At 58.8% G+C, this 23878-nt stretch carries 25 protein-coding genes; 11 read left to right on the forward strand and 14 right to left on the reverse strand.

Annotated features, from left to right (window positions below):
- Positions 1–83: 83 nt before the first annotated feature.
- Complete coding sequence (locus IB213_RS07485) at positions 84–722, reverse strand: arylesterase (RefSeq protein WP_192405864.1); 639 nt, start codon at positions 720–722, stop codon at positions 84–86.
- A gap of 12 nt (positions 723–734) precedes the next feature.
- A complete protein-coding gene (locus IB213_RS07490; RefSeq protein WP_191722968.1) occupies positions 735–1640 on the reverse strand; it encodes an AEC family transporter in 906 nt (301 codons plus the stop codon).
- Positions 1641–1843: 203 nt separating this feature from the next.
- Between IB213_RS07490 and IB213_RS07495 the strand changes: the two genes are divergently transcribed.
- Positions 1844–2806, forward strand: a complete 963-nt coding sequence (locus IB213_RS07495) for a tripartite tricarboxylate transporter substrate binding protein BugE (RefSeq protein ID WP_192405865.1) — start codon at positions 1844–1846, stop codon at positions 2804–2806.
- A gap of 69 nt (positions 2807–2875) precedes the next feature.
- Positions 2876–3790, forward strand: a complete 915-nt coding sequence (gene xerD / locus IB213_RS07500) for a site-specific tyrosine recombinase XerD (RefSeq protein WP_192405866.1) — start codon at positions 2876–2878, stop codon at positions 3788–3790.
- Positions 3791–3930: 140 nt separating this feature from the next.
- Here xerD and IB213_RS07505 read toward each other — a convergent pair whose 3' ends face one another.
- The 3 genes from IB213_RS07505 to IB213_RS07515 all read right to left on the reverse strand — a co-directional run bounded on the left by IB213_RS07505 (position 3931) and on the right by IB213_RS07515 (position 7446).
- The gene (locus tag IB213_RS07505; RefSeq protein ID WP_191722965.1) at positions 3931–5214 is read right to left on the reverse strand and encodes an EAL and HDOD domain-containing protein; all 1284 of its coding nucleotides are present in this window, start codon (positions 5212–5214) and stop codon (positions 3931–3933) included.
- 119 nt (positions 5215–5333) lie between these two features.
- The gene (locus tag IB213_RS07510) at positions 5334–6593 is read right to left on the reverse strand and encodes an EAL and HDOD domain-containing protein (RefSeq protein ID WP_191722964.1); all 1260 of its coding nucleotides are present in this window, start codon (positions 6591–6593) and stop codon (positions 5334–5336) included.
- A 52-nt stretch (positions 6594–6645) separates the two neighbouring features.
- The gene (locus IB213_RS07515) at positions 6646–7446 is read right to left on the reverse strand and encodes a ferritin-like domain-containing protein (RefSeq protein WP_192405867.1); all 801 of its coding nucleotides are present in this window, start codon (positions 7444–7446) and stop codon (positions 6646–6648) included.
- 45 nt (positions 7447–7491) lie between these two features.
- Here IB213_RS07515 and IB213_RS07520 point away from each other — a divergent pair, with 45 nt between their 5' ends.
- The gene (locus IB213_RS07520; protein ID WP_191722962.1) at positions 7492–8016 is read left to right on the forward strand and encodes a gamma carbonic anhydrase family protein; all 525 of its coding nucleotides are present in this window, start codon (positions 7492–7494) and stop codon (positions 8014–8016) included.
- 41 nt (positions 8017–8057) lie between these two features.
- Positions 8058–9050 carry an Hsp33 family molecular chaperone HslO gene (locus IB213_RS07525; RefSeq protein WP_191722961.1) on the forward strand — a complete coding sequence of 331 codons (993 nt, stop codon included), beginning with the start codon at positions 8058–8060 and terminating at the stop codon, positions 9048–9050.
- A 108-nt stretch (positions 9051–9158) separates the two neighbouring features.
- Here the strand turns inward: IB213_RS07525 and IB213_RS07530 are convergent, their stop codons facing one another.
- From IB213_RS07530 to IB213_RS07550, 5 genes are all read right to left on the reverse strand, one after another.
- On the reverse strand, positions 9159–9569 hold the full coding sequence (locus IB213_RS07530) for a hypothetical protein (protein ID WP_192405868.1): 411 nt from the start codon (positions 9567–9569) through the stop codon (positions 9159–9161).
- A 53-nt stretch (positions 9570–9622) separates the two neighbouring features.
- Complete coding sequence (locus IB213_RS07535; RefSeq protein ID WP_192405869.1) at positions 9623–9901, reverse strand: septum formation initiator family protein; 279 nt, start codon at positions 9899–9901, stop codon at positions 9623–9625.
- Between the two features lie 64 nt (positions 9902–9965).
- A complete protein-coding gene (gene eno / locus IB213_RS07540) occupies positions 9966–11252 on the reverse strand; it encodes a phosphopyruvate hydratase (protein WP_191722958.1) in 1287 nt (428 codons plus the stop codon).
- A 175-nt stretch (positions 11253–11427) separates the two neighbouring features.
- Positions 11428–12285 (reverse strand): 3-deoxy-8-phosphooctulonate synthase, encoded by an 858-nt coding sequence (gene kdsA, locus IB213_RS07545; protein WP_191722957.1) that lies wholly within the window; start codon positions 12283–12285, stop codon positions 11428–11430.
- Between the two features lie 149 nt (positions 12286–12434).
- Positions 12435–14096 carry a CTP synthase gene (locus IB213_RS07550; protein ID WP_191722956.1) on the reverse strand — a complete coding sequence of 554 codons (1662 nt, stop codon included), beginning with the start codon at positions 14094–14096 and terminating at the stop codon, positions 12435–12437.
- Between the two features lie 320 nt (positions 14097–14416).
- Here IB213_RS07550 and coaBC point away from each other — a divergent pair, with 320 nt between their 5' ends.
- Genes coaBC through dut form a run of 3 tightly spaced genes read left to right on the forward strand, consistent with a single transcriptional unit; the run spans position 14417 to position 16699 of the window.
- The gene (gene coaBC / locus IB213_RS07555) at positions 14417–15646 is read left to right on the forward strand and encodes a bifunctional phosphopantothenoylcysteine decarboxylase/phosphopantothenate--cysteine ligase CoaBC (protein WP_192405870.1); all 1230 of its coding nucleotides are present in this window, start codon (positions 14417–14419) and stop codon (positions 15644–15646) included.
- A gap of 35 nt (positions 15647–15681) precedes the next feature.
- A complete protein-coding gene (locus IB213_RS07560; RefSeq protein WP_192405871.1) occupies positions 15682–16218 on the forward strand; it encodes a hypothetical protein in 537 nt (178 codons plus the stop codon).
- A gap of 31 nt (positions 16219–16249) precedes the next feature.
- On the forward strand, positions 16250–16699 hold the full coding sequence (gene dut, locus IB213_RS07565) for a dUTP diphosphatase (protein ID WP_192405872.1): 450 nt from the start codon (positions 16250–16252) through the stop codon (positions 16697–16699).
- A 167-nt stretch (positions 16700–16866) separates the two neighbouring features.
- Here the strand turns inward: dut and IB213_RS07570 are convergent, their stop codons facing one another.
- Genes IB213_RS07570 through IB213_RS07580 form a run of 3 tightly spaced genes read right to left on the reverse strand, consistent with a single transcriptional unit; the run spans position 16867 to position 19339 of the window.
- The gene (locus IB213_RS07570) at positions 16867–18306 is read right to left on the reverse strand and encodes a sensor histidine kinase (protein ID WP_370551188.1); all 1440 of its coding nucleotides are present in this window, start codon (positions 18304–18306) and stop codon (positions 16867–16869) included.
- A complete protein-coding gene (locus IB213_RS07575; RefSeq protein WP_191722952.1) occupies positions 18303–18974 on the reverse strand; it encodes a response regulator transcription factor in 672 nt (223 codons plus the stop codon). Before IB213_RS07575 ends, IB213_RS07570 begins: the two co-directional genes overlap by 4 nt.
- Positions 18974–19339, reverse strand: coding sequence for a PepSY domain-containing protein (locus tag IB213_RS07580; RefSeq protein WP_225561016.1), 366 nt, complete (start codon positions 19337–19339; stop codon positions 18974–18976). Before IB213_RS07580 ends, IB213_RS07575 begins: the two co-directional genes overlap by 1 nt.
- Positions 19340–19394: 55 nt before the next feature.
- Between IB213_RS07580 and IB213_RS07585 the strand changes: the two genes are divergently transcribed.
- Positions 19395–19853: a PepSY domain-containing protein gene (locus IB213_RS07585; RefSeq protein ID WP_225561017.1), complete on the forward strand. Its 459-nt coding sequence runs from the start codon at positions 19395–19397 to the stop codon at positions 19851–19853.
- 71 nt (positions 19854–19924) lie between these two features.
- The gene (locus IB213_RS07590) at positions 19925–21295 is read left to right on the forward strand and encodes a ferric reductase-like transmembrane domain-containing protein (protein ID WP_192405873.1); all 1371 of its coding nucleotides are present in this window, start codon (positions 19925–19927) and stop codon (positions 21293–21295) included.
- A 172-nt stretch (positions 21296–21467) separates the two neighbouring features.
- Here IB213_RS07590 and IB213_RS07595 read toward each other — a convergent pair whose 3' ends face one another.
- On the reverse strand, positions 21468–21992 hold the full coding sequence (locus IB213_RS07595; RefSeq protein ID WP_191723259.1) for a peptidylprolyl isomerase: 525 nt from the start codon (positions 21990–21992) through the stop codon (positions 21468–21470).
- A 254-nt stretch (positions 21993–22246) separates the two neighbouring features.
- Here IB213_RS07595 and IB213_RS07600 point away from each other — a divergent pair, with 254 nt between their 5' ends.
- The gene (locus IB213_RS07600) at positions 22247–23374 is read left to right on the forward strand and encodes a cupin domain-containing protein (RefSeq protein ID WP_192405874.1); all 1128 of its coding nucleotides are present in this window, start codon (positions 22247–22249) and stop codon (positions 23372–23374) included.
- 184 nt (positions 23375–23558) lie between these two features.
- Positions 23559–23870, forward strand: a complete 312-nt coding sequence (locus tag IB213_RS07605; protein ID WP_191722948.1) for a hypothetical protein — start codon at positions 23559–23561, stop codon at positions 23868–23870.
- Positions 23871–23878: the final 8 nt, after the last annotated feature.

Below are 23878 nucleotides of genomic sequence, written 5' to 3' on the forward strand. Positions count from 1 at the left end.
ATTAACGCTTTGTTTTAAACACTTTCAATATGAAAAGATATTGAAAGTGTTTGGTGTCAAGCGCTGGTAGCTATTTTTATATTTCAGTGCTGCAAAAAACCTGCGCTGCGCAGCGCTTGTACTAAGGTTTGCGCAAATGCCGCATAGCCCTGTGCGTTGGCATGGACGGTGTCGGCACGCAAGTCTGGATTGCCCAGGATAGGCCCCCACAAACCCGATATCAGCGGCACGCTCAGCTCTTTGGCCAGGCTTGCATACAGCGGGTGATCACTGGGCACGGCACCGGCGGCAGCCATCAAGCTGGGTTCTGGAATAGCCACCAAGACCACCTGAGCCCCCGCAGCTTGTGCGTTGCGCACACTCTGTGTGAGCGATTGCCGGGTCATGTCAGGAGATTGCCTGCGCAAGAAGTCATTGCCTCCTAAACCCACAATCACGAGGCTGGGTGCGTGTTCGCTCAGCAGCTCTGGCAAGCGCTGCGCGCCTTGTGCGCTGGTATTGCCCGAGATGCCGCCATTGATGACGTCCCACTCGGTCAGCTCGGCAAGCAGGCTGGGCCAATCTTCGCCCGGCTTGGCACCTACGCCTGAAGTGAGTGAATCGCCCAGAGCGACAACCACAGAGCCTGCCGCAACCGGTTGCGCAGCCGGTGTTTTGCCGCCACATGCGGTAAACAATGGCAGGCAGAGCAGGGCAAGCAAACCAGCGCGGCGATTAATCATGTGCATGTGAATTCAAGGCACCAGGGAAAGGGCGTAGGGCAGGCTGACAATGCCCAGCAGCGTGGACAGCGTGACCAGTCCTGCCACATAGGGCCCGTTATAGCCCATGCGTGCGGCCAGCACATAGCAAGTCGATGCCGTGGGCAGCGCAGAAAACAGCAGCAAGATGAGCGCCTGGTCACCCTGCAGGCCAAACACATGGATTGCGCCCAGCGCAATCAGTGGCTGAATCAGGTGGCGAATACCCAGCACACCCACGCTCAGGCGTTTGGCCTGTGTCAGCAGGCCCAGTTGCATGCCTGCGCCTGCAGACATCAGGCCCAGCGCAATCGATGCTGCACCAATGCGTGCCACGGGTGGCTCCAGCCAGGACGGCATGCGAAAGCCCAGCAGGTTGGCCGTCAGGCCACACACGGTGGCCACGATCAAGGGGTTGCGTACCAGCTGACCCAAAAAGCTTTGCTTGCTCTCACGTGCCATTGGCCACACTGCGGCAATGTTGAACATCGGCACGCAAAAGCCGATGAGCACCGAGATGAAAAACAGCCCTTGAGCGCCAGCCAGCCGGTCTGCCAGTGCCAGACCAATGAAGGAGTTAAAGCGAAAAGCCACCTGTGCAGCGCTGGCGTGGTCACGTGCCGCCACGTTTTTGCGCAAGCCTGGCCACCAGGGCAAGCTGTAGGCCAGTGCAATGCCTGCAAGGCCTGAAGTGACACCCGCTGCAATCAGGCTGGAGGTGGCTGCCCAGTCCAGCGGGCTTTTGACGATGGAGTGAAACAGCAGTACTGGAAACAGCAGGTAGTACACCAAGGCTTCTGCGCCTTGCCAGACTGGGCGGTTGAGTGGGCTGAAGCGGCAGAGCAGATAGCCCAGAAGGATCAGGGCGAAGTCTGGAAAAAGGAGCTGGGCGTAGTTCACGGGTGCAGAGGCTACTGCCTTTTTTCCCGCGTTTGCGGCGTGCTAGTCACGAAATTGGCACCCTAGCGACACGTTTTGCGAAATTTCTATGCATAGGGAATGCACTGAGAAAAAAGCGTGAATTGGGCGGCGCAGAAAAAGCGCTTCGCCATTAGCATCGATTTCTGTACTAAAACTTACAATTGACAAGGGATCAATTCAGCATGAAACGTCGTATCTGCCTGGGTCTTGCTTTTGCCATCGCCGGCTCTACTGCTTTTGCACAGAGCTATCCCACCAAACCCATCAAGTTGCTGGTGCCTTTTGCTCCGGGCGGCACGACGGACATCATCGCTCGCGTGATTGCAGAGCCTTTAGGGCGCGAGCTGGGGCAGTCCGTGATTGTGGAAAACAAGGGCGGTGGCGGCGGCATTGTGGGTGCTCTGGAGACGTCACGCGCTGCACCAGATGGCTATAGCCTGGGTATTGCCACCGTCTCTTCGACGGCCACCAACCCCGCCATCAATCCCAAGATTCCCTACAACACATTGACGGATTTCACCCCGGTGATCAATGTGGCTGCCACCCCCAATGTGCTGGCCATCAATCCTAAATTTGGACCGACAGACCACAAAAGCTTTCTGGCCATGCTCAAGGCATCGCAAGGCAAGTACTCCTATGCATCGTCGGGTACCGGCGGTATCCAGCACATGCTGATGGAGCTGTACAAAAACCTGACCGGCACTTTCATCACCCATATTCCTTACCGCGGTGCTGGCCCGGCGCTCAATGACACGGTGGCTGGTCAGGTGCCGATTATTTTGGACAACCTGCCCTCGGCACTGCCGTTTATCAAAGACAAGCGTCTGCTGGCAATTGCGGTGGCAGCGCCTCAGCGTCTGGAAGTTCTGCCTGACGTGCCCACGTTCAAGGAAGTGGGCCTGGAGCCCGTCAACCGCATGGCCTTTTATGGCATTTTGGGCCCCAAAGGCATGCCCAAAGAGGTCGTGGACAAGCTGAACGCGGCGGTGAAGAAGGTCTTGCAGGACCCTGCCGTGCGCAAGCGCATCGAGGACACGGGCTCCCTGGTGATCGGCAATTCGCCCGAAGAGTTTGCGCAGCAGATCAAGGCTGAATATGACGTCTACCGCAAGGTCGTGATGGAGCAGAAGCTGACGCTGGAGTAATTGGCCCGTGGCCTCAAAAAGGCGCTGCATCGCAAGGTGCAGCGCCTTTTTTATGGCAACAATCCATCTATGAATGACGCAGCACTACACAGCAGCCTTTCGGCCATTGATGACTTCATTGAAACCTTGTTTCTGGAAGACGGCCTGTCTGCCAATACCTTGCAGGCCTACCGGCGTGATATGTCAGGCTGTGCCCAGTTTCTTGCCGGCTACGAGGAGGGGCGTTCGCTGCTCAGCGCGCAGGAGCTGCAACTTCAGGCGTATGGCCAGCAGCGCCATGAGCAAGGCGTGAAAGCGGTTTCCAGCAACCGCAGCCTCAGTGTTTTGCGACGTTTTTATCACTGGGCGCTGCGCGAAAAACGTGTAGAGCACGACCCCACTGTTCGATTGCTGGCAGCCAAGCGCCCGCTGCGGGTGCCGCACACATTGACGCAGGCACAGGTTGAAGCTTTGCTGCAGGCACCTGATGACAGCTGCCTGCTGGGGCTGCGCGATCGTGCCATGCTGGAGCTGATGTATGCCAGTGGCTTGCGCGTGAGCGAGCTGGTCAGTTTGAAGGTGCACCAGCTGGACATTAAAAGCGGTGTGCTGCGTACCGAAGGCAAGGGCCGCAAGGAGCGCCTGGTGCCGTTTGGCGAGGAGGCGCAGTCATGGCTGATTCGCTTTTTGCAAGAAGCGCGTCCAGCCATCTTGGCAGGGCAGTCAACGGATGATTTGTTTGTCACGCAGCGCGGCAGCGGCATGACGCGGGTGATGTTCTGGATGCTGGTGAAAAAATACGCCACGCTGGCCGGCGTGACAGCGCCCTTGTCGCCGCACACATTGCGCCATGCATTTGCGACGCACCTGCTCAATCACGGAGCGGACTTGCGCGTCGTGCAGATGCTGCTGGGCCATGCAGACATTTCCACCACCACCATTTACACCCACGTTGCCAGGGAGCGCCTGCAGCAGCTGCATGCCCAGCACCATCCGCGTGGATAGCCGCATTGATGAGGGCATTGGGCAGGCTAGCGGCGCATAGCAGCGGCGTTTGCTGCCAGCCAGTAAGGCGCGGGGCTATCAGGTGTCGCTGCGCTGCGTACCACTCAGCCTCTGGTGACAGAGGCGCCGCACGCACGTGCCTATCCGTTATCGCTGCTGAGGTTGTCAGCCCACGCCAGTGCTTGTAAATGCGCCCAGTTGACCTGGTGGTTGGACAGGTGCAGTGCATCAGAGTTGCGGGCAAATGTCACTTCATCGCCTGTCTCGCAGGCCAGCACCAGCTCCAGAAACGGGGCATAGGGCCCAGTTCGGTGCAAGAGCGCCTCAGCGACCGATTGCGGCAGAGCGATGGACTCCAGCGCCTTTTCCATGGGAATGCCCAAAATGACATCCAGCAACGAAAACACCCCCACCACGAAAGCGTTGTCAGACTCTTCGGGTGGCAGCATTTCTGTTGCCAAAAGCTCCATCAGGCGGCCCCGGACCACGGCGGTCTGACCCACGGCTGGAGCGCTGCCACCAGCGCGTGATGTGGTCATCAAGAGCGCCGCCCAGCGAAACAGCTTTTTCAGGCCCAGGATCATCACGGCATGGCGAAACGATGTGATTTCGCACGACAGCCCAAACCCCGAAGAGTTGATGAAGCGCAGCAGGTTAAAAGACAGCGTGGGGTCTTTCTTGAGGAGCTCTTCAATTTCAGCGGTGGAGCTTTGGCTGCGAACCAGATTGAGCAGTTGCATGATGGTCGCCTGCGAGGGGCGCACCATTTTTGCCTGCACGACATCAGGCCTGGCAAACCAAAAACCCTGAAAGAGTTTGACGCCCAGCGCGTGCATATGTTCAAACTGTGCCTGGGTCTCTACTTTTTCCGCAATGATCTGGGCAATGGTGTGGGTGCGTGCAAACTTCACCAAGGCTTGTGCGTTGTCTATCGGGAAGGTGAGCATGTCCAGCTTGATATAGCTGGCCATGGGCAGCCAGTTCACATAGGCACGGCGCAGCAGATTCTGGTCAAAAGCCAGGCGAAACCCCCGCTGGCGCAAGCTTTCGAAAATAGGAATGCATGCCGCAATTTCGTTGGGTGTGACGTTTTCACCCAAGGTAGAGATTTCCAGCACCACTTTGTCTGGGTGAATCAATTCCAGATGACCGCCTGCCAGGCTTTCGTGGGTGCAGTTGATAAACACGAGCTTGCGGCCAACCAGCGCTTCCGTACCTGCATAAGACAAGGCATTGAAAAGCATGGCGGCATCACTGGCCGCCGTATGTGCATCGATGGCCGTTGAACGGTCAAAGAGTTCATAGCCATAGACCTCGCGCCTCTCGTTCAAGATGGCTTGTCGCCCAATCATGGAAACCGATGCGTCGGGAATCCCTTCAGGCAAGCTGGGGGCGGAGGTAGCGGTTTTGTTGACAGAATTCATGTAGGCGATCGCGGGGCAGTCTGCAGGTGTGTAAATGTAACGTGATGCGCGCTATACACATGTACCCTTTGGGTCAGCGAATCTGCCCAGCTGTCTCTTTGGTGGTGAAACCTGCCGAGCTATTGCGTGATTTGGTCACACCAGGCGAGGGCCTGCAGGTGTGCCCAGTTGATTTGCTGGCTGGTCAGCTGCAGGGCAGAAGCCGAATGGTCAAAAGCCTGGTCATTGCTGTTTTCACAGGCTTCAGCCAGACGCAGTAATTCACCAAAGACCCCTTCGTGCTCCACCAGGGCAAGCCGCACTGGCGTGGGAACGTTGATAAGGTGCAGTGCATCTTCCATGGGGATGCTGAGCATGGAATCGAGCAGCGAAAAAATACCGACCACAAAGGCCTGGTCGGCATCGTCCTCGCTCATGAACTCCCGAGCCAGTAATTCCATCAGGCGTCCGCGAATGACGGCGGTATGCCCGATGGCTGCGCTGGTGGTGCCAAATTTGGATGCTGTCAGCAGCAAGGCTGCCCAGCGAAAGAGTTTCTTAAGGCCCATGATCATCACGGCCTGGCGAAATGAGGTGACTTCGCGCGAGGTGGCAAACCCGGCAGAGTTGATCAGGCGCATCAGATTGAAGGCCAGACCTGCATCTTTTTTGAGCACCTCTTCAATTTCATCGGTACTGGCCTGTCGGCGCAGCAGATTAATGAGCTGAATGATGCTGGCCTGGTTGGGGGCCAGCAATTTCGCCTCCACCACCGATGGGCGAGAGAACCAGTAGCCTTGGAACAGAGAAATTCCAATGCTTTTGAGCATGTCAAACTGCTGCTGCGTCTCTACCTTGGTGGCAATCAGCTGCGCTTTGGTGTGGCGCGCTGCGTAGCTGACCAGCACGGCAAGCTGCTCAGGGCGCAGGACGGTCAGGTCCAGCTTGATGTAGTCTGCCAGCGGCATCCACGTGGCATAGGCCGACTCCAAAACAGTGTGGTTGAACGACAGCTTGAAACCGCGCTCACGCAGCGCGCGCAAGATGGGCAGGCGTGCGACAGCTTCGGTGCTTGCAACGTGACCCAGAGACTCCACTTCCAGCACGACCTTTTCAGGGTTCAATAGCTCCAGGTGCCCGCCCGCCAGACTTTCATGGGTGCTGTTGACAAAAAGCAGCTTGGTGCCCACCAGGTCTTCGCTGCCAGCGTGAGACAGCGCAGTGAACAGCAAAATGACATCAGTGGCTGCTGTGTGCTCGGCAGGGGCCCGGGAGCGGTTGAACAGCTCATAGCCAATGACCTCTTTGTCTACGTCCACGATGGCTTGGCGCGCAATCATGGAGCTGGCCGCGTTTGCTGCAGGTGTGACGGAGGACAAAGTGGGTAAATTAGCGAGCATGTCTGCGGAGCGTCTGGGGATGTGCGTTGTCGGTGGAATCAGTACGAGAAAGTCAGTGCTGTTCCAGCCAGGCTATTTCTTCTTCCGTGAAACCTGCTGCCTGGCGAGCCCGTGTGTTGAAAGGCGGGCGCGGGCGTGGTGCTTCATATTTGTGTGCAAGTGCAGTGTAGTGCGATTGTGGTTCCAGATTATTGCGCTGGCATAAGAAGCGGTACCAAAGGTTTCCAATTGCTACATGCCCCACTTCTTCGCGCAAGATGATGTCAAGGATATCGACGGCAGATAAAGCATCTGGCGTGCCGACCTGACGCAGCTTGGATTGGATCTGCGGTGTGGCGTCCAGTCCGCGCGCTTCCAGGGTTCTGGGGACAAGGGCCATACGTGCTGTGACATCTTGTGCCGTTTTTTCACACATGGTCCACAACCCCTGGTGCGCAGGAAAGTCTCCATAGTCATGGTTCTGGGCTAAAAGCCAGTCGCGGATCAGCAGGAAGTGCTTGCCTTCTTCACCTGCCACCTGCAGCCAGTCCAGGTAGTACTGCACGGGCATGTCGTCAAAGCGCCAGATGGCATCCAGTGCCAGGTTGATGGCGTTAAATTCGATGTGTGCAATGGCGTGCATCAAGATGATGCGCCCTTGCAGGGTTGCCGGGGAGCGGCGGGCCACTTCGGAGTGGCGCAGCAGCGCAGGGCGTTGGGGATGCCCGGGCAGCTCAATGCCTGCCTCAAGGACGGGAGCGCAAGGCGCAATGGCAAACTGTGCAGCTTGCTGTTGCATCTGCATGGCTGCGGTGGCTTTATGAATGGGATCGCAGAGGCATAAAACCTCAAGGGCGCGTTGTCGTAGCTCCATATTTACAATTGTATTTTCCCGAACGCACAAAAAAAAGGAGACAAGATGGCCGTGTATGAGTTAGATGGCATTTCCCCTGAAATTGCCGCAAGCGCATGGGTTGCGGACAGTGCCCAGGTAATGGGTGAGGTGAAGATTGGCGGCGATGCAAGCATCTGGTTTGGCACGGTTGTGCGCGGCGATACATCCAGCATCACCATTGGCGAGGGCAGCAATGTGCAAGACGCCAGCGTTTTGCACGCCGATCTGGGCATGCCTTTGGTCATTGGCCGACACGTCACGGTAGGGCATCAGGTCATGCTGCATGGGTGCACGATCGGTGATGAAAGCTTGATTGGCATTGGCGCGATTGTGCTGAACGGGGCGAAAATTGGTAAAAACTGTTTGGTGGGTGCAGGGGCACTGGTGACCGAGGGCAAAGAGTTCCCTGATGGTTCCATGATCATCGGCAGCCCTGCCCGCGTGGTCAAGCAGCTGACTCCTGAGCAGATGCAAGGCTTGCGCCAGAGTGCGCAGCACTACATCGATAACGCGCACCGCTTCAAAGCGGGTTTGCGCAAGCTGGGTTGATTGCCCGGCATTTAGCAATCACTGACTGGGATACACACAGCGTGTCTGAACTCCATAAATTCCTTTTCGATGGCCTGCCTGTGCGCGGCATGATCGTGCGACTGACCGATGCCTGGAAAGACATTCTTCAGCGCCGTGCCAGCAACACCGACACGGGGGCCTACCCGGCTGCCGTGCGCGAATTGCTGGGCGAGATGACCGCTGCCAGTGTGCTGATGCAGTCCAACATCAAGTTCAATGGTGCGCTGGTGTTTCAGATTTTTGGCGAAGGCCCTGTCAAGGTCATCGTGGCAGAAGTGCAGGCCGATCTGGGCTTGCGCGCCACGGCGTCTGTGCATGGCGAGGTGCCTGCAGGTGCAACGCTGGCAGAGCTGGTGAACACCAATGGATTGGGGCGCTGCGCCATCACCTTGGACCCTAAAGACCGCCTGCCCGGCCAGCAGCCTTACCAGGGCGTGGTGCCACTCAATGATGAAGAGGGCGAGCCGCTGAGCAAGATTTCTCAGGTCCTGCAGCACTACATGCGCCAGTCAGAGCAGCTCGATACCTGCATTGTGCTGGCGGCCAATGACGAGATTGCAGCGGGTCTGATGATTCAGCGCATGCCGCTGAAGGGACAGGACAATCTGGCCGGCGCGACCGAAAGCGCGCAGGACGAGCACGACCACATCGGTTTGAACGAAGAGTACAACCGCATTGCCACACTGGCCTCCAGCCTCAAGCGCGATGAGTTGCTGACGCTGGATGTGGATACCATCTTGCGCCGCCTGTTCTGGGAAGAAAAGCTGCTGCGCTTTGTGCCGCAGGATGGCGATAATGGCCCGCATTTTGCCTGCACCTGCAGCCGCACCCGTGTGCAAGACATGCTGCGCAATCTGGGACAAAAAGAAGTGGCGCACGTGATCGAAGAGCAAGGCCGTGTGGAAGTGGGTTGCGACTACTGCGGGGCGCAATACCGCTTTGATGCGGTGGATGCTGCCCAGCTGTTTACGGATGCGCCAAGCCAGGCGCCTGGGTCGTCATCGGTACAGTAATCGCGTACCTGTGCTCTTATAAATAGAGCTGTTAGCGCTGATGGTTGCTTGATTTCAAAGTGTTTTCTATTTGAAATCAAGTACAGATAAGCGCTGGCAGCTCATTTTTTATGTGCGCTGCAGCAAGTGCTGGAAAAGCTTTTGCTCGCTGGAGGCATCCAGGCACTCGAAGCAATCAGAGCCGATGTCTGCACTTTCACTGCCCCTTTTTTGCGCAATCCAGGGCTTTAATTGCTCGGCCTGCTGGGTGGCGCTGCCGTACAGTATCTGAATGGTCAAAGGGCCGGGGTTTTGCAGCCATTGCTCGCGCCAGCGTAGCTCCAGGGCGGATTCAACGGCTTGGGCTTGGGGGGGCAGCAAGGCCCAAAGCACGATAGCGTTGTGGGCCGTGTCACCTTGCGGCCACTGGGTGCTCGGCTGCAAGCCGTGCAAGTTCACGCGGCTCTGGGCGGCCGCCTGCAGGATCTGGGCGCAGTGCCCGGGGCTGGCGCACAGCAAGATGCGGCAATGGTTCAGCATGGTGCGTGCTGCGCAAGAGAGTGCAAAAAACGGGGGTGTGCGCAGATCAGTGATCAGTGGCGCATGATTTGCACGTAAATCTCATTGGGTCTGAGCATGCCCAGCTCGCTGCGTGCTTTTTCCTGGACCGTGTCCTTGCCTTCGCGCAGGTCGTTGATCTCGGAGGACATGCGCTCATTTTCTTTGCGCGCAGCATCATTGGCCGCGTGCAGTTCATTGATTTGTCCGTGCAGCTCTGCCACGCGGTCCATGCTGCCTGCACCCAGCCACAGCTGGGCATGCGTGATGGCCAGCAGACAAAGCAAAACGACGGTGACGATGCGAGAAACCATGACTGAGATTTAAAAAACCGGGGCAATCAAGCCCCGGTTTTTGTTCAAGGCGCGAGCCAGAAGATTAACGCAGGTTGTAAAACGCGTCGCGGCCCGGGTACACGGCCACTTCGCCCAGGTCTTCTTCGATGCGCAGCAACTGGTTGTACTTGGCGATACGGTCAGAGCGGCTCATCGAACCGGTTTTGATTTGACCAGCATTCAAACCCACGGCAATGTCAGCAATGGTCGAATCTTCGGTTTCGCCCGAGCGGTGCGAAATCACGGCGGTGTAGCCAGCGCGCTTGGCCATTTCGATGGCGGCAAACGTTTCGGTCAAGGTGCCGATCTGGTTGATCTTGATCAGGATGGAGTTGGCAATGCGCTTGTCGATGCCTTCCTTCAAGATCTTGGTGTTGGTCACGAACAGATCGTCACCCACCAGCTGCACCTTGTCGCCCAGGCGCTCGGTCAGCACTTTCCAGCCATCCCAGTCGCCTTCGTGCATGCCGTCTTCGATGGAGATGATGGGGTACTTGTCGCACCAGCCAGCAAGCATGTCGGTCCACTGAACGGCGTTGAGCGTCATGTTGCCTTCGCCTTCCAGCACGTACATGCCATCCTTGTAGAACTCGGAAGCGGCGCAGTCCAGACCCAGAGCGATTTGCTCGCCGGGCTTGTAGCCAGCCTTTTCGATCGCTTCGATGATCAGCTGAATGGCTGCTTCGTGGTTTTCAACGGAAGGTGCAAAACCGCCTTCGTCGCCCACAGCTGTGGACATGCCCTTGTGGTGGATGATGGCCTTGAGTGCATGGAACACTTCAGCGCCCCAGCGCACGGCTTCGCGGAAGGTGGGTGCCCCTACGGGGATGATCATGAACTCTTGCAGGTCCAGCGAGTTGTTCGCGTGGGCGCCACCGTTGATCACGTTCATCATGGGCACGGGCAGCTGCACGCCGCCCATGCCGCCAAAGTAGCGGTACAGAGGCAGGCCGGCTTCTTCAGCAGCGGCGCGGGCTACGGCCATCGATACAGCCAGCATGGAGTTGGCACCCAGGCGGCTCTTGTTGTCGGTGCCGTCCAGATCAATCATGGTCTTGTCCAGGAACGCTTGCTCAGCAGCGTCCAGACCAATCACCGCTTGGGCGATTTCGCCGTTGATGTGATCCACGGCCTTGAGCACGCCCTTGCCCAGATAGCGGCTCTTGTCGCCGTCACGCAGCTCAATGGCTTCGCGCGAACCGGTCGATGCGCCCGATGGCACGGCTGCACGGCCCATTACGCCCGACTCCAGCAGCACGTCGCATTCGACGGTAGGGTTGCCACGGCTGTCCAGAATTTCACGTCCGACGATGTCAACGATTGCACTCATGGTGTTTCCTATGAAGGTTTTTTAAAACGGGTGGGCAACGCAAGCGGTTTGGTTGTGTTGTTGCTCAGGTTGCCGGGCATCTTTTGCACACATGTGAAAAAGCACGCCCCACGGAGCGTGCTTGTTTGGCATTAAAGCGGGTTCACAGGTCGCGCGCTGCGCATCTTACGCAAACTTAGGCTGAAAAACTGTTTTCAAGGAAACCGTTGCGCTTGGTCACATCGTCCAGCGCCACCAGAGTTTCCAGCAAAGTCTTCATGTGCTTGAGGGGCACGGCATTGGGGCCGTCACTCAGTGCATTGCAGGGATCGGGGTGGGTTTCCATGAACAGGCCACCCACGCCCACGGCCACAGCCGCACGCGAGAGCACGGGCACCATCTCGCGCATGCCGCCACTGCTGGTGCCGTTGCCGCCGGGCAACTGCACGCTGTGCGTGGCATCAAACACCACGGGGGCGCCGGTCTCGCGCATGATGGCCAGCGAGCGCATGTCGCTGACCAAGTTGTTGTAGCCAAAGCTGACACCGCGCTCGCAGGCGGTAAAGCTGTCTTCGGGCAGGCCCACTTCCTTGGCGGCAGCGCGTGCCTTGTCGATGACATTTTTCATGTCATGCGGTGCCAGGAACTGGCCTTTCTTGATATTTACCGGCTTGCCCGACTGGGCCACGGCGCGGATGAAATCCGTCTGGCGGCACAGGAAGGCGGGTGTTTGCAGCATGTCCACGATGGAGGCCACGTAAGGCACTTCTTCCACGGTGTGCACGTCGGTCAGGATGGGCACGTTCAGCTCTTTGCGCACCTTGGCCAAAATCTCCAGGCCCTTTTCCATGCCGGGGCCGCGAAAGCTGGTGCCCGAGGAGCGGTTGGCCTTGTCAAAGCTGCTTTTGAAGATGAAGTTGATGCCCAGCTCGGAAGTGATTTCCTTGAGCTGGCCGGCCACGTCCATCTGCAGTTGTTCAGACTCGACCACACAGGGGCCAGCAATCAAGAAAAAGCGCTTGTCCAGACCGATGTCAAAGCCGCAGAGTTTCATGGTGTTCCTTCATTGCATGCGCGCATGCTTCAAAAACTGAAGCTGCTAGCGTTGATTTTTTAAAGACTTGCACATCCATCTGATGCTGTTGTCTTTATTTTTCAAGCGCTGGCAGCTCCTTTTTCTGGCTTGTTTCGATAAACGAAAAATTAAGCCTTCTTGCCCGATTTTTTCTGGCCGTCCATGGCCGCCTTGATAAAGGCGTTGAACAGAGGGTGGCCATTCCAGGGTGTGGACTTGAACTCGGGGTGAAATTGCACACCGATGAACCAAGGGTGCACCTTGGCGGGCAGCTCGACAATTTCAGTCAGCTGCTCACGCTGAGTCAGCGCAGAGATCACCAGACCTGCTTCGCGCAGCTTGTCCAGATATTGCACATTGGCTTCGTAGCGGTGGCGGTGGCGCTCAGTGACCACGTCGCCGTAGATGCTGTGGGCCAGTGTGCCGGGCTGTACGTCTGAAGACTGCGCACCCAGGCGCATGGTGCCGCCCAGGTCAGAGTTTTCGTCACGGGTCTTGATGGTGCCGTCCTCGTCCTTCCACTCGTTGATCAAGGCGATCACGGGGTTGGGGGTGTGGGGGTCAAACTCGGTGGAGTTGGCGCCCTTGAGGCCAGCCATGTGGCGTGCGTACTCGATGGTTGCAACCTGCATGCCCAGACAGATACCCAGATAGGGCACCTTGTTTTCGCGGGCAAACTTGGCAGTCGAGATCTTGCCTTCCACGCCGCGCGAACCAAAACCGCCGGGCACCAAGATAGCGTCGTACTTGGACAGCTCTTGCTTGGCGTTGTCGTCGGTGATGGTTTCAGAGTCGATGTGGGTGATCTTGACGCGGGTGTGGTTGCGCAGACCAGCGTGCTTCAAGGCTTCGTTGACCGATTTGTAGGCGTCCGACAGCTCCACGTATTTGCCCACCATGGCCACGTTGACTTCGCCCTCGGGGTGCTCGGTTTCGTAGACCAGATCGTCCCAGCGCTTGAGGTTGGCAGGAGCCGTGTTCAGGCGCAGTTTGTCGCAGATCAGGCCGTCCAGACCTTGCTCGTGCAGCATGCGGGGCACCTTGTAGATAGTGTCCACATCCCACATGGAGATCACGCCCCACTCTTGCACGTTGGTGAAGAGCGAAATTTTCTCGCGCTCTTCAGCAGGTACTGCGTACTGGGCGCGGCACAGCAGTGCATCGGGCTGGATACCGATTTCGCGCATCTTTTGCACAGTGTGCTGTGTGGGCTTGGTCTTGAGCTCGCCTGCCGCAGCAATGAACGGCAGGTAGCTCAGGTGTACGAAGGCGGCGTTGTTCTGGCCCAGTTTCAGTGCCAGCTGGCGCACGGCTTCCAGGAACGGCAGCGATTCAATGTCACCGACAGTACCGCCGATTTCGCAAATGGCCACGTCCACAGCGTCATCGGTGCCGATACCTGCGCCACGCTTGACGTATTCCTGAATTTCGTTGGTGATGTGGGGGATGACCTGCACGGTCTTGCCCAGATAGTCGCCGCGACGCTCCTTCTCCAGCACGGTCTGGTAGATGCGACCTGTGGTGAAGTTGTTGGACTGCTTCATGCGCGTTTCAATGAAACGCTCGTAGTGGCCCAGGTCCAGATCGGTCTCGGCGCCGTCGTCCGTCACGAACACTTCACCGTGCTGGAAGGGAGACATCGTGCCGGGGTCCACGTTGATGTACGGGTCCAGCTTGATGAGGGTGACCTTAAGGCCGCGCGATTCGAGCAGCGCAGCAAGGGAGGCAGAGGCGATTCCCTTGCCCAGGGAAGACACCACACCGCCTGTGACGAAGACGAATTTGGTCATCTTATTTGCTTGGTGGTGGGAGAGGCGGCCTTGTTCATTGCTGAATCTGACCACACCCTAAGAGCTGAACTTTCGACTTTCATCGCATCTGGCTCAAACACAACACCGTTCTCAGGTAGTTTGAATCCGAGATTGTAAGTCCTAGTCCTTACCCCCCGTAAAGACGAAGCTTTTGGGCGCCCAACTTTGTTGCTGCCGGCCCTGAAGTTCGGCAGCGATGGCTGCCCGTGTCGCCATCTGGCCTGGCAAGCGGGCTGTGCAACCAGGGGTAGTGCGGTCATAAGCGTCGCTGGCCCGTGTCCCTCTGCTACATTCGCGCCATGCAAGAACTCGCTGGCAAACACATCGTTTTGGGCCTCTCAGGAGGCGTCGCTTGTTATAAGACGGCACATTTGTGCCGTCTGCTGACCAAGGCAGGGGCCACTGTGCAAGTGGTGATGACGGAGGCTGCCGAGCAGTTCATCACCCCGGTCACCATGCAGGCCCTGTCGGGCCGCACGGTCTATACCTCGCAATGGGATGCGCGCGAGGGCAACAACATGCCCCACATCAACCTCAGCCGCGAGGCCGATGCCATTGTCATTGCCCCGTGCAGTGCCGATTTTGTGGCCAAACTGGCTCAGGGCCGTGCCGATGAGTTGCTCAGCCTGATGTGTGTGGCTCGCCCCATTGACCGTGTGCCCTTGCTGCTGGCTCCGGCCATGAACCGCGAAATGTGGGCTCACCCCGCCACGCAGCGTAATTTCTCGCAGGCTAGCGCCGACGGTGCCCATGTGCTGGGCGTTGGCGTGGGCGATCAAGCCTGTGGCGAGACTGGCGATGGCCGCATGCTCGAGCCCGAAGAGCTGCTGGAGGATATTGCCGCCTTTTTTGCCCCCAAAGTACTGGCTGGGCAAAGCGTGCTGATCACTGCAGGCCCCACATTTGAAGCGATTGACCCGGTGCGCGGCATTACCAATCTGTCGAGCGGCAAGATGGGTTTTGCCATTGCATCAGCGGCCAGGGCTGCAGGTGCTAACGTTACCTTGGTGGCTGGCCCCGTGCACTTGGCGACACCGCGTGGTGTGCGGCGTATCAACGTACAGTCGGCCGAGCAAATGCTGCAGGCTGTGCAAAGCCAGATAGAGCACGCCAGCATTTTTATCGCCACGGCCGCTGTGGCCGACTGGCGCCCTGCCAGTTCGGCGGACGAGAAGATCAAAAAAGACGGCTCTGGCGATGTACCTGCGCTGGCCTTTGTAGAAAACCCCGATATCCTTGCCACGGTGGCCAAGCTGCCACGTGCGCAAAATGGTGAGCTGTATTGCGTGGGCTTTGCTGCAGAAAGCCATGATTTGCTCCAGCACGCCACCGTCAAGCGTGTGCGCAAGGGGGTGCCGCTGCTGGTGGGTAATATCGGCCCCGCCACTTTTGGGCAGGATGATAATGCGCTGCTGCTGGTAGATGCCAATGGCTACCGCGAGTTGCCACGCGCCAGCAAGGCGCAACTGGGCCGCCAGCTGGTGGCCGAGCTGGCCCGCCGTTTGCCCGGTGCGCAAACCAAAGCGTGAACGACACCAATATCTAGAAAGAAAAGAGGGCAGGGATGGCTTTTGCACCGGCGAATCACACACCCAACAAATCGCGCTTGTTTTCGGCACGCAAGCCCAATTACAAAGACTTCAGCGGCCCACCCAATGGCGACTATGCGCGTTATGTGGACGAGCTGATGGCATGGACTGCGCAGGAGCAGGAAACCCAGCGCCTCAAGAACGTGAGCGACAAGGCGCGCGTGTCAGACAGTACCTGGGGCCGGGGGCACGACAAGAGCAGCATCGTGAATCAGCCGATGGCCCAACCTGGCAGTGTGGACAGCGCGGTAGATCGCTTCAAGCGCAAAGCCCAGGCACAAGCGGCGAAGCTGCAGCAGCAGGCGCAGAAAAAAACATCGGGTACGCAGCAGCCTGCGGCTGAGAAAAAGCCATTTGGCAAAGTCAAAGGCTTTAAGCTGCTGGCCGTCTTTGCAGGCTTTGTGCTGACCAGTATTGTGGCACCCAGCCTGACGCCTTTTGTGCTTTTGGCGTGGGTGGTGTACAGCGTGATCAGTGCTGTGCGCACGGCTTCCCGTTCAGGCAAATCCTGAAGCGTTCATTTGCCCATTACCATCGCTGCCCATGCAAGTAGATATCAAAATTTTGGATGCGCGCCTGCGCCAGAACATGCCCGCCTACGCCACCCCAGGCAGCGCAGGGCTGGATTTGCGCGCCTGCATTGACACGCCAGTGACGTTGGAGCCCGGCCAGTGGCAGCTGATTCCCACCGGCATGGCCATGTACCTCAAAGACCCCGGCTATGCCGCCATGATCCTGCCCCGCTCGGGCATGGGCCACAAGCACGGCATCGTGCTGGGTAACCTGGTGGGCCTGATTGACTCTGACTACCAGGGACAGTTGATGGTGAGTGCGTGGAACCGTTCGCCCACAGCTTTCACGCTGCAGCCTATGGACCGCCTGGCCCAGCTGGTGATCGTGCCGGTGGTGCAGCCATCGTTCAATCTGGTCGATGAGTTTGAAGCAGCTTCTGAGCGCGGCGAAGGCGGCTACGGATCGACGGGCAAGCAGTAATTTGGCACTTTAGTCACGCTCCATGCGTGACAGCACACAGCCTGCCGCATCTGCATGGTGCCGCAGGCTGTTGTTTTTATAGCTGGTAGCGCTTATGGGTAAAGGATTTCAGCATTGTCTGATGCGCAAGTGCTTGTGTATAAAGCGCTGACAGCTCACTTTTAAAATCACGTGGGCTTTGGTGCATTCGCCTCTTGCACAGTATCGTCCAGTGCAGCGGGCAGGCACAGCCGCATGCGCAGCCCGCCCAGCGGCGAGGCATCTGCCGAAACCGTTCCGCTGTAGGTATGCGCCAGTTCGCGCACGATGTCCAGGCCCAGCCCTGCGCCAGGGCGCTGCTCATCGAGCCGCTGGCCGCGCGCAAAAATCTGCTGGCGCTGGTCGGCAGGGATACCGGGGCCATCGTCATCCACGGTAAAGCACAGTTGCACACCGTCGCGCTCAACATGCAGCTGCACGCGGCTGCGCGCCCATTTGCCGGCGTTGTCCAGCAGGTTGCCCAGCATTTCGAACAGGTCTTGTGCTTCACCGCGAAAAGCCAGATCGCTGGCGTTGCCCGTTTGTTCAAATTGCACATCGCGTGCCGCATGCAACCGCTGCATGGTGCGAAGCAGGGCTTGCACAGGGCCTTGCACGGGTGTGCGCAAACCTGTGGCGCGAATGGCAGCGGCTGCTCGCGCACGGGCCAGGTGGTAGTCCACCTGGCGCTGGGCGGTGGCCACTTGTTCTTGCACCAGTTGCGCAAGCGGGCTGTTTTCCTGTGCGGCAGCGTTGCCCAGAATGCTCAGCGGGGTGTGCACGGCATGGGCCAGATTGCCAGCCTGGGTGCGGGCGCGCTGCACGATGTCGGCGTTGGCCCCCAGTACGTGGTTGAACTCGTTGATGAGGGGTTGCAGCTCATCGGGAAACTGGCCGTCCAGTTGCGTGGCTGCGCCGGTGCGCACGGCAGTCAGGCGCTGGCGCAACACATCCAGCGGGCGCAGTGCCAGCTGCAGTTGCACCGCTACGGCCAGCAGCAAGCCTGCTGCCAAGCTGCCCAGCGCGGCCAGCAGCATGGTGGTAAAGCGCTGTATGGGCTCGGCCACCAATGCCTGGTCGGCGGCCACAGTCAGACGCAGCAAGGGGGCTTGGGCCTCGGGCAATTGCACCGGGCGGCTGACAGCCAGCAGCTCATGGTGCTGCGGATCTTGCAGATGCAGCACGGCGTAACCGCTGCGTGAGGTGCCGGGAAAGGCGGTATCTGCAGGCAGTGGCAAGACCTGGTCCCACAGTGAGCGTGAGCGCACTGCGCCCAGCTGGGCTGGGCCGTCTGAGGTCAGCACATCCACTTGCCAGTACAGGCCGGACAGCGGGGTGTTCCAGCGTGCGTCGCCAGTCAGGGGCTGAACCTCCAGCCGGTTGCTGGTATCGAAGTTGACGGCTGCGCTGAGCTGATTCAGCTGTCCCACCAGCTGATCTTGCAGTTGCTGGTTGACGTGTTCCTGAAACAAACCTCGCAGCCCCCAGCCTGCCACCACAATGGCTACGGCAATCCAGACGAAGGTGCCCAGCAGCAGCCGCCTGCGCAGAGAGCCGTGGCGCAGGGACAAAGAGGTGGGCAGTCTCACTGCACTCCTCCAGCGGGGTGCAGGCGGTAGCCCAGCCCGCGTACAGTTTCAATGCTGCCGGGGGGCAGTTTCTTGCGCAGGCGGCCCACAAAGACCTCGATGGTGTTGGAGTCTCGCTCGCTGTCGTGCGGGTACAGGTGCTCGGACAGCTCGGTGCGCGAGAGCACTTCTCCGGCGCGCTGCATGAGCAGGGACAAGATCTTGAACTCGTGGCTGGTCAGTGCCAGTGGCAAGCCATCGACTGAGGCGGTGGCCTGACGTGTGTCCAGCACGATACTGCCGCATTGCCACAGTGCACTGCTGTGCGGGGACAGCCTTCGCAGCAATGCACGCAGCCGGGCCAGCAGCTCTTCCATGTGAAAAGGCTTGGCCAGATAGTCATCGGCACCGGCGTCCATGCCTGAGACTTTTTCGTGCCAGGCGCTGCGCGCCGTCAAAATCAGTACAGGCATCTGGCGCCCCTGCGCACGCCAGTGGCGCAGCACGCTCAGCCCATCGACCACTGGCAGGCCCAGGTCGAGTACCACGGCGTCAAAATCTTCAACTTCCCCCAGATAGCGCGCAGTGGCGCCGTCGGCGGCAGTTTCTACGGTGTGCCCTGCAGCTTCAATCGCCTGCATCAGCTGGGCCTGCAAAGTGGGTTCGTCTTCAACTACGAGGATGCGCATCAGTCCTGTCCTTTGCGACGTGCTTTAAGGATGCGTCCGTCTACGGCGTCGATCTTGAGCTTGGTCAGCTGGCCATTGGCCTGCAGCAGGCGCATTTCGTAGATGAAGCGGCCATCCTCGTGTTCAAACTCCACCTTGACGACCTGGCCCTGGTACTGACGCTCCACCTGGTCCAGCACGGTGCGCAGTGGCAGCACCTTGCCCTGCTGCAATGCCTGACGCGCCAGCTCATGGTCGCTTTCATCAGAGTGCGCGGCAGGCAACCCCAGCACAGCGCCAGCCCACAGGGCACTGCCCAGCGTGAGGCTGCCCAGCATAGCCAGCAGGCGGGTGCGAGTCCTTGAAAGTGCGCGTTGAGCAGCCATGGCACAGGCTCCTGAAAGAGGTAGACATCGTTGTTTTATACCGGGATGCAGATGAATGGAACATGAACATTCGCTTCAGCTTGGGTTCACCGAGGGTTTTGAACAATGCATTCAGACCAGCGCGGTGCTGGTCATCAACACCATCAGCAAGGAGCTCATCACCATGAAAATGTACCAACCTCTGACATCACGCTGGGTTCGCCGTATGGCAGCAGCGTCATTGCTGGCTGGCCTGGCTACAGGCGCTATGGCCCAGTCTACGGCGCCCAGCGCACCGGTGGCTACCCCGCCAACGTCCATGTCCGCTGCCACAGCGCATGCAGTGCAGGTGCCGCAGTTGACGATCCGGGATGTCTATGACCGCCTTGAGGCAGCAGGCTATCGGGATCTGCGTGAGATTGAGTGGTCGGATGGCCGCTATGAGGTCAAGGCCCGCAATGCCCAGGGTGCGCGTGTGAAGCTTGAAATAGACGGCAATACGGGCGCAGTGCTGCGCAACCGCATCAAGCATTGACCCCCAGGAAGCAGGGCCAGCCAGTTCAGGGCTGGCGCTGCTGTTTCGTACAAAAGCAATAAGGAGGATGTATGCGAGTGCCTGTCGCGTTGGGAATCTGGGGGCTGCTGCTGACCCTTGCATGGGTGGCTGTGGCGGGCCCTTTTGCAGAGGTGACCAGCAGCACGGAGCCTGCATTGTGGTGGCAGTTGCGCCAGCACGCGCTGTACCTCAGTGGTGTCTGGAGCATTGGCATGATGTCACTGGTCATGGTGCTGTCGCTGCGCCGTCCGTGGATGGAGCGCCCGCTGGGAGGAATGGATCAGGTCTATCGCCTGCATAAGTGGGCAGGTATTGCGGCAGCCGTGGCGGCTGTACTGCACTGGGGCGCCAAGGAGTCCAGTGGCTGGATCAAAGATATCTGGGGGACTGCCGCACGGCCAGCGCGGGATGCCGTTTTGAGCTGGGCCGTGGATTGGCGTGGAGTTGCCAAAGATTTCGGTGAATGGGCGTTTTACGCACTGCTGGTGCTGGTCATACTGACGCTGTGGCAGCGGCTGCTGCCTTACAAGCCCTGGCGGCGTGTGCACCGCGTGATGCCTGTGTTGTATGTGCTGCTGGCATTTCACTCTTTGGCTTTGATGCCGCTGTCGTTGTGGCAGCTCCCTATGGGGGCCTTGATGGCCGTGCTGCTGACGCTGGGCACTGCGGCTGCGCTGTGGTCGCTGGCTGGGCGCATCGGTAAAGGGGGGAACAGCCATAAGGCGCAGGTGCACGCTGTACAGCTTCTGGGAGCCGAAGCTGGGCAGGACCCGCTGGAGGTGCTGTGTGCCATGCCTGCGAGCTGGAAAGGGCACCATCCAGGTCAGTTTGTGTTTGCCAGTTTTGACGGGCTGGAGGGTCCGCACCCGTTCACCATTGCCAGCGCGCCCGGCAGTTGTGGAGCAGCCCCGGATGGACGAGCGCTGCTGCGGCTGGTCATCAAACCTTTGGGCGATTACACGCGTGCTCTGCATGCGGCTTTGCAGCCGGGGCAGCAGGTGCGTATTGAAGGTCCGTATGGTCAATTTGATGGACAGGGCGCCTGTGCCCGTACACAGGTATGGGTGGCTGGCGGGGTAGGCATCACGCCTTTTTTAGCGCTGCTGGAGGCACGCCAGAAAGGTGTGATCAAACCGGAAAACCTGCAGCCAGCCCATTTGCACTATTGCACGCGCAACGCGGCGCAAGACCCGCTGCTGGCGCGGCTGCAGTCTCTGTGCGCCAGCGCACAGCCCGCCGTGACACTGCAGGTGCATGACGCGGCGCAAGGCCAGTATCTGCGGCCGGCACATCTGCTGGAGCATGGCGCAGCGCTGGATATCTGGGTGTGCGGCCCCGCAGGACTCGGGCAGGTCATACACCGGCAGGCGCGCCAGCAGCGTGGCTGGCACGTCCATCAAGAGGCGTTTCAGATGCGCTGAGTGCTGATGACCTGGCGTGGATTGCGCGTGCTGCACGGCTATTGCCAATGCCGGTGCCCGCGCGCAATCGGCTGGGCTTTACAGGTGTGGTGCGGGTGCCGTGGCATCAAAAAAGCCCACCTTCAGGTGGGCTTGGCTTGGCGTGGTCTGCGCCGGTGTGCGCAGCCTGTATTTAATGCAGCAGGTTGCTGCCAGGTGCCTGGGGCTGAATGCGGAAAAATCCAGTACCCGCACTGCCGCGGCCAATTTCATCTTCCGTGGCTTCGCGCACGGCTTCAACCTTGATCTCGATGCGCAAGGCGATGCCCGCCAGCGGGTGATTGCCGTCCAGCACCACGTGTTCCGGGTAGATGTCGGTCACGGTGTACAGCGCGTCCTTGGGGGCTTCGGGGTTGCAGCCTTGGGGCAGGGCACTGCCTTCAAAGGTCATGCCTTCTTCCAGTTCGGCGGGGAACAGCTTGCGGGGTTCCAGAAAAATCAATTTGTCGATGTAGTCGCCAAATGCATCCTCAGGTTCCAGGTGCAGTTGCAGCGTATCGCCCACCACGTGGCCTTGCAGCGCTTCTTCAATCCGCTTGAGCAGGTCGTCGCCGCCAACCAGGAAGTCCACCGGCTCTTCCAGCACATCCAGTTCATCGCCCAGAGTGTCTTTGAGGGTCCAGGTCAGTGCGACCACGCATTGTTCGGTGATTTCCATATCCATACCTTGTGATGAGTGGTCAGCCAGCAGTGGCGCAGGCTGCCAAAAAAGCCCCAAATTGTACTGGCGCACCGCCAGCCGCATGTAGTGCATGGCGATAGCATCGGCCTGATTCAAGCACTGGCATTGCGTCGGCGCAAACAGTGCGGCTGCGCTCCATAGGAAAATAGCACCATTCATCGCCAGAGCTGCTGGCGATTTCTTTATGTTGGCACCGGGTGTTGGCCTGTGCCCCACAACAGACAAAGCATATGGACACCAAAGCTCCTCTGACGCTGCTGGGCGGCATCTCGCCCGAGAAATTCATGCGCACCTACTGGCACAAGAAACCCCTCTTGATTCGCCAGGCCATCCCGGGCTTCAAGCCATTTTTGAACCGCGCCCAGCTGCTGGCTATGGCGGGTGAAGAAGGCGTGGAGGCACGCCTGATTGAACAGCTGGGTGGTGGTGAGTGGAAGCTGTCGCATGGCCCCTTCTCACGCCGCTCGCTGCCTTCCTTGAGCAATCCAGGCTGGACAGCGCTGGTGCAAGGTGTTGATTTGCACAATGAACAAGCGCATGAGCTGCTGCAGCAGTTCCGCTTTGTTCCCGATGCGCGCATGGACGATCTGATGATCAGCTTCGCCACCGACCAAGGTGGCGTAGGCCCGCACTTTGATAACTACGACGTGTTTTTGCTGCAAGCCCACGGCAAGCGCCGCTGGCGCATTGGTCGTCAGAAAGACTTCACGCTGCAGCAAGGCGTGCCGCTGAAGATCTTGACCAACTTCGAGCCTGAAGAAGAGTTTGTGCTGGAGCCCGGCGACATGCTGTACCTGCCACCCAAGTGGGCGCATGACGGCATTGCGCAAGGCGAGTGCATGACGTACTCGATTGGCTTTCGCTCGCCCAAGCAAGATGAGATGGCGCGCGAGATTTTCCTGCGCATGTCCGATGCGCCCGATGAATGCCCTAAAGATGTGGTCTACAAGGACCCCAAGCAGGCAGCGGTGAGCAATCCTGGCGAAATTCCTGTGCAGATGTATGAGTTTGCGCGGCAAGCACTGGCCAAGGCTCTGGCAGAGCCTTTGGCGCTGGAGCGTGCGCTGGGCGAGTACATGAGCGACCCCAAGCAGAACGTCTGGTTTGAGCCTGCCCAAGACTTTGCGCTGCTCGAGGGTGTGCGTCTGAATCGCCGCACCCGCATGCTGTATGACGAAAAGCACATCTTTATCAACGGCGAGAGCTATCTGGCTGCTGGCAAGGATGCCAAGCTGATGCAAAAGCTGGCCGATGAGCGCCAGCTCTCGCACCGCGAGGTGCAGCAATTGAGTGATGACGCGCTGGAGCTGCTTTCTTCCTGGGTCGATGCGGGCTGGGCAGACAGCGTGGCCAAGTAATTGTCTTTTTGTTACAAATTTAGTCGCGAAACCCTGTAAACCAAATTTGTAACTGCCCCGTTAGACAAAGGAATCCCGCAATCAGCGTCCATTGAATGCAGTGTGGCGGTGTTGCGGGAGGTAGGAATCGCTGCATCAACTAATGCGCAGCCTCAACCCATTTTTCACCCTTCGAGGTATTGATATGAAAAAAGCTCTGATCTTGGCTACCGTGATTGCTTCTGCTGCTTTGGTCGCTTGCGGCAAAAAGGAAGAAGCTCCTGTTGCTCCCGCAGCACCTGCTGTAGAAGCTCCAGCTCCTGCTGCTGAAGTGGCTCCTGCTGCTGAAGCTCCTGCTGTGGAAAAGATTGAGCAAGCTGCTGACGCTGCTCAAACACAAGTTGAAAACGCTGTGGACGCTGCCAAGGCTGAAGCTGACAAGGCTGTTGAAGCTGCTAAGGCTGAAGCTGACAAGGCTGCTGAAGCTGCCAAGTCTGCTATCGAAGCTGCCAAGTAATTGGCCCA

Source organism: Comamonas sp. CMM02 (assembly GCF_014851485.1).
GTDB lineage: Bacteria > Pseudomonadota > Gammaproteobacteria > Burkholderiales > Burkholderiaceae_C > Comamonas > Comamonas avium.

Excerpts from the sequence above, each read along its gene's own strand:
- IB213_RS07485 (WP_192405864.1), bottom strand. The coding sequence starts at position 722 with ATGATTAATCGCCGCGCTGGTTTGCTTGCCCTGCTCTGCCTGCCATTG.
- IB213_RS07495 (WP_192405865.1), top strand. The coding sequence starts at position 1,844 with ATGAAACGTCGTATCTGCCTGGGTCTTGCTTTTGCCATCGCCGGCTCT.
- xerD (WP_192405866.1), top strand. The coding sequence starts at position 2,876 with ATGAATGACGCAGCACTACACAGCAGCCTTTCGGCCATTGATGACTTC.
- IB213_RS07505 (WP_191722965.1), bottom strand. The coding sequence starts at position 5,214 with ATGAATTCTGTCAACAAAACCGCTACCTCCGCCCCCAGCTTGCCTGAA.
- IB213_RS07510 (WP_191722964.1), bottom strand. The coding sequence starts at position 6,593 with ATGCTCGCTAATTTACCCACTTTGTCCTCCGTCACACCTGCAGCAAAC.
- IB213_RS07515 (WP_192405867.1), bottom strand. The coding sequence starts at position 7,446 with ATGGAGCTACGACAACGCGCCCTTGAGGTTTTATGCCTCTGCGATCCC.
- IB213_RS07520 (WP_191722962.1), top strand. The coding sequence starts at position 7,492 with ATGGCCGTGTATGAGTTAGATGGCATTTCCCCTGAAATTGCCGCAAGC.
- IB213_RS07530 (WP_192405868.1), bottom strand. The coding sequence starts at position 9,569 with ATGCTGAACCATTGCCGCATCTTGCTGTGCGCCAGCCCCGGGCACTGC.
- IB213_RS07535 (WP_192405869.1), bottom strand. The coding sequence starts at position 9,901 with ATGGTTTCTCGCATCGTCACCGTCGTTTTGCTTTGTCTGCTGGCCATC.
- eno (WP_191722958.1), bottom strand. The coding sequence starts at position 11,252 with ATGAGTGCAATCGTTGACATCGTCGGACGTGAAATTCTGGACAGCCGT.
- kdsA (WP_191722957.1), bottom strand. The coding sequence starts at position 12,285 with ATGAAACTCTGCGGCTTTGACATCGGTCTGGACAAGCGCTTTTTCTTG.
- IB213_RS07550 (WP_191722956.1), bottom strand. The coding sequence starts at position 14,096 with ATGACCAAATTCGTCTTCGTCACAGGCGGTGTGGTGTCTTCCCTGGGC.
- coaBC (WP_192405870.1), top strand. The coding sequence starts at position 14,417 with ATGCAAGAACTCGCTGGCAAACACATCGTTTTGGGCCTCTCAGGAGGC.
- IB213_RS07560 (WP_192405871.1), top strand. The coding sequence starts at position 15,682 with ATGGCTTTTGCACCGGCGAATCACACACCCAACAAATCGCGCTTGTTT.
- dut (WP_192405872.1), top strand. The coding sequence starts at position 16,250 with ATGCAAGTAGATATCAAAATTTTGGATGCGCGCCTGCGCCAGAACATG.
- IB213_RS07575 (WP_191722952.1), bottom strand. The coding sequence starts at position 18,974 with ATGCGCATCCTCGTAGTTGAAGACGAACCCACTTTGCAGGCCCAGCTG.
- IB213_RS07580 (WP_225561016.1), bottom strand. The coding sequence starts at position 19,339 with ATGGCTGCTCAACGCGCACTTTCAAGGACTCGCACCCGCCTGCTGGCT.
- IB213_RS07585 (WP_225561017.1), top strand. The coding sequence starts at position 19,395 with ATGGAACATGAACATTCGCTTCAGCTTGGGTTCACCGAGGGTTTTGAA.
- IB213_RS07590 (WP_192405873.1), top strand. The coding sequence starts at position 19,925 with ATGCGAGTGCCTGTCGCGTTGGGAATCTGGGGGCTGCTGCTGACCCTT.
- IB213_RS07595 (WP_191723259.1), bottom strand. The coding sequence starts at position 21,992 with ATGGAAATCACCGAACAATGCGTGGTCGCACTGACCTGGACCCTCAAA.
- IB213_RS07600 (WP_192405874.1), top strand. The coding sequence starts at position 22,247 with ATGGACACCAAAGCTCCTCTGACGCTGCTGGGCGGCATCTCGCCCGAG.
- IB213_RS07605 (WP_191722948.1), top strand. The coding sequence starts at position 23,559 with ATGAAAAAAGCTCTGATCTTGGCTACCGTGATTGCTTCTGCTGCTTTG.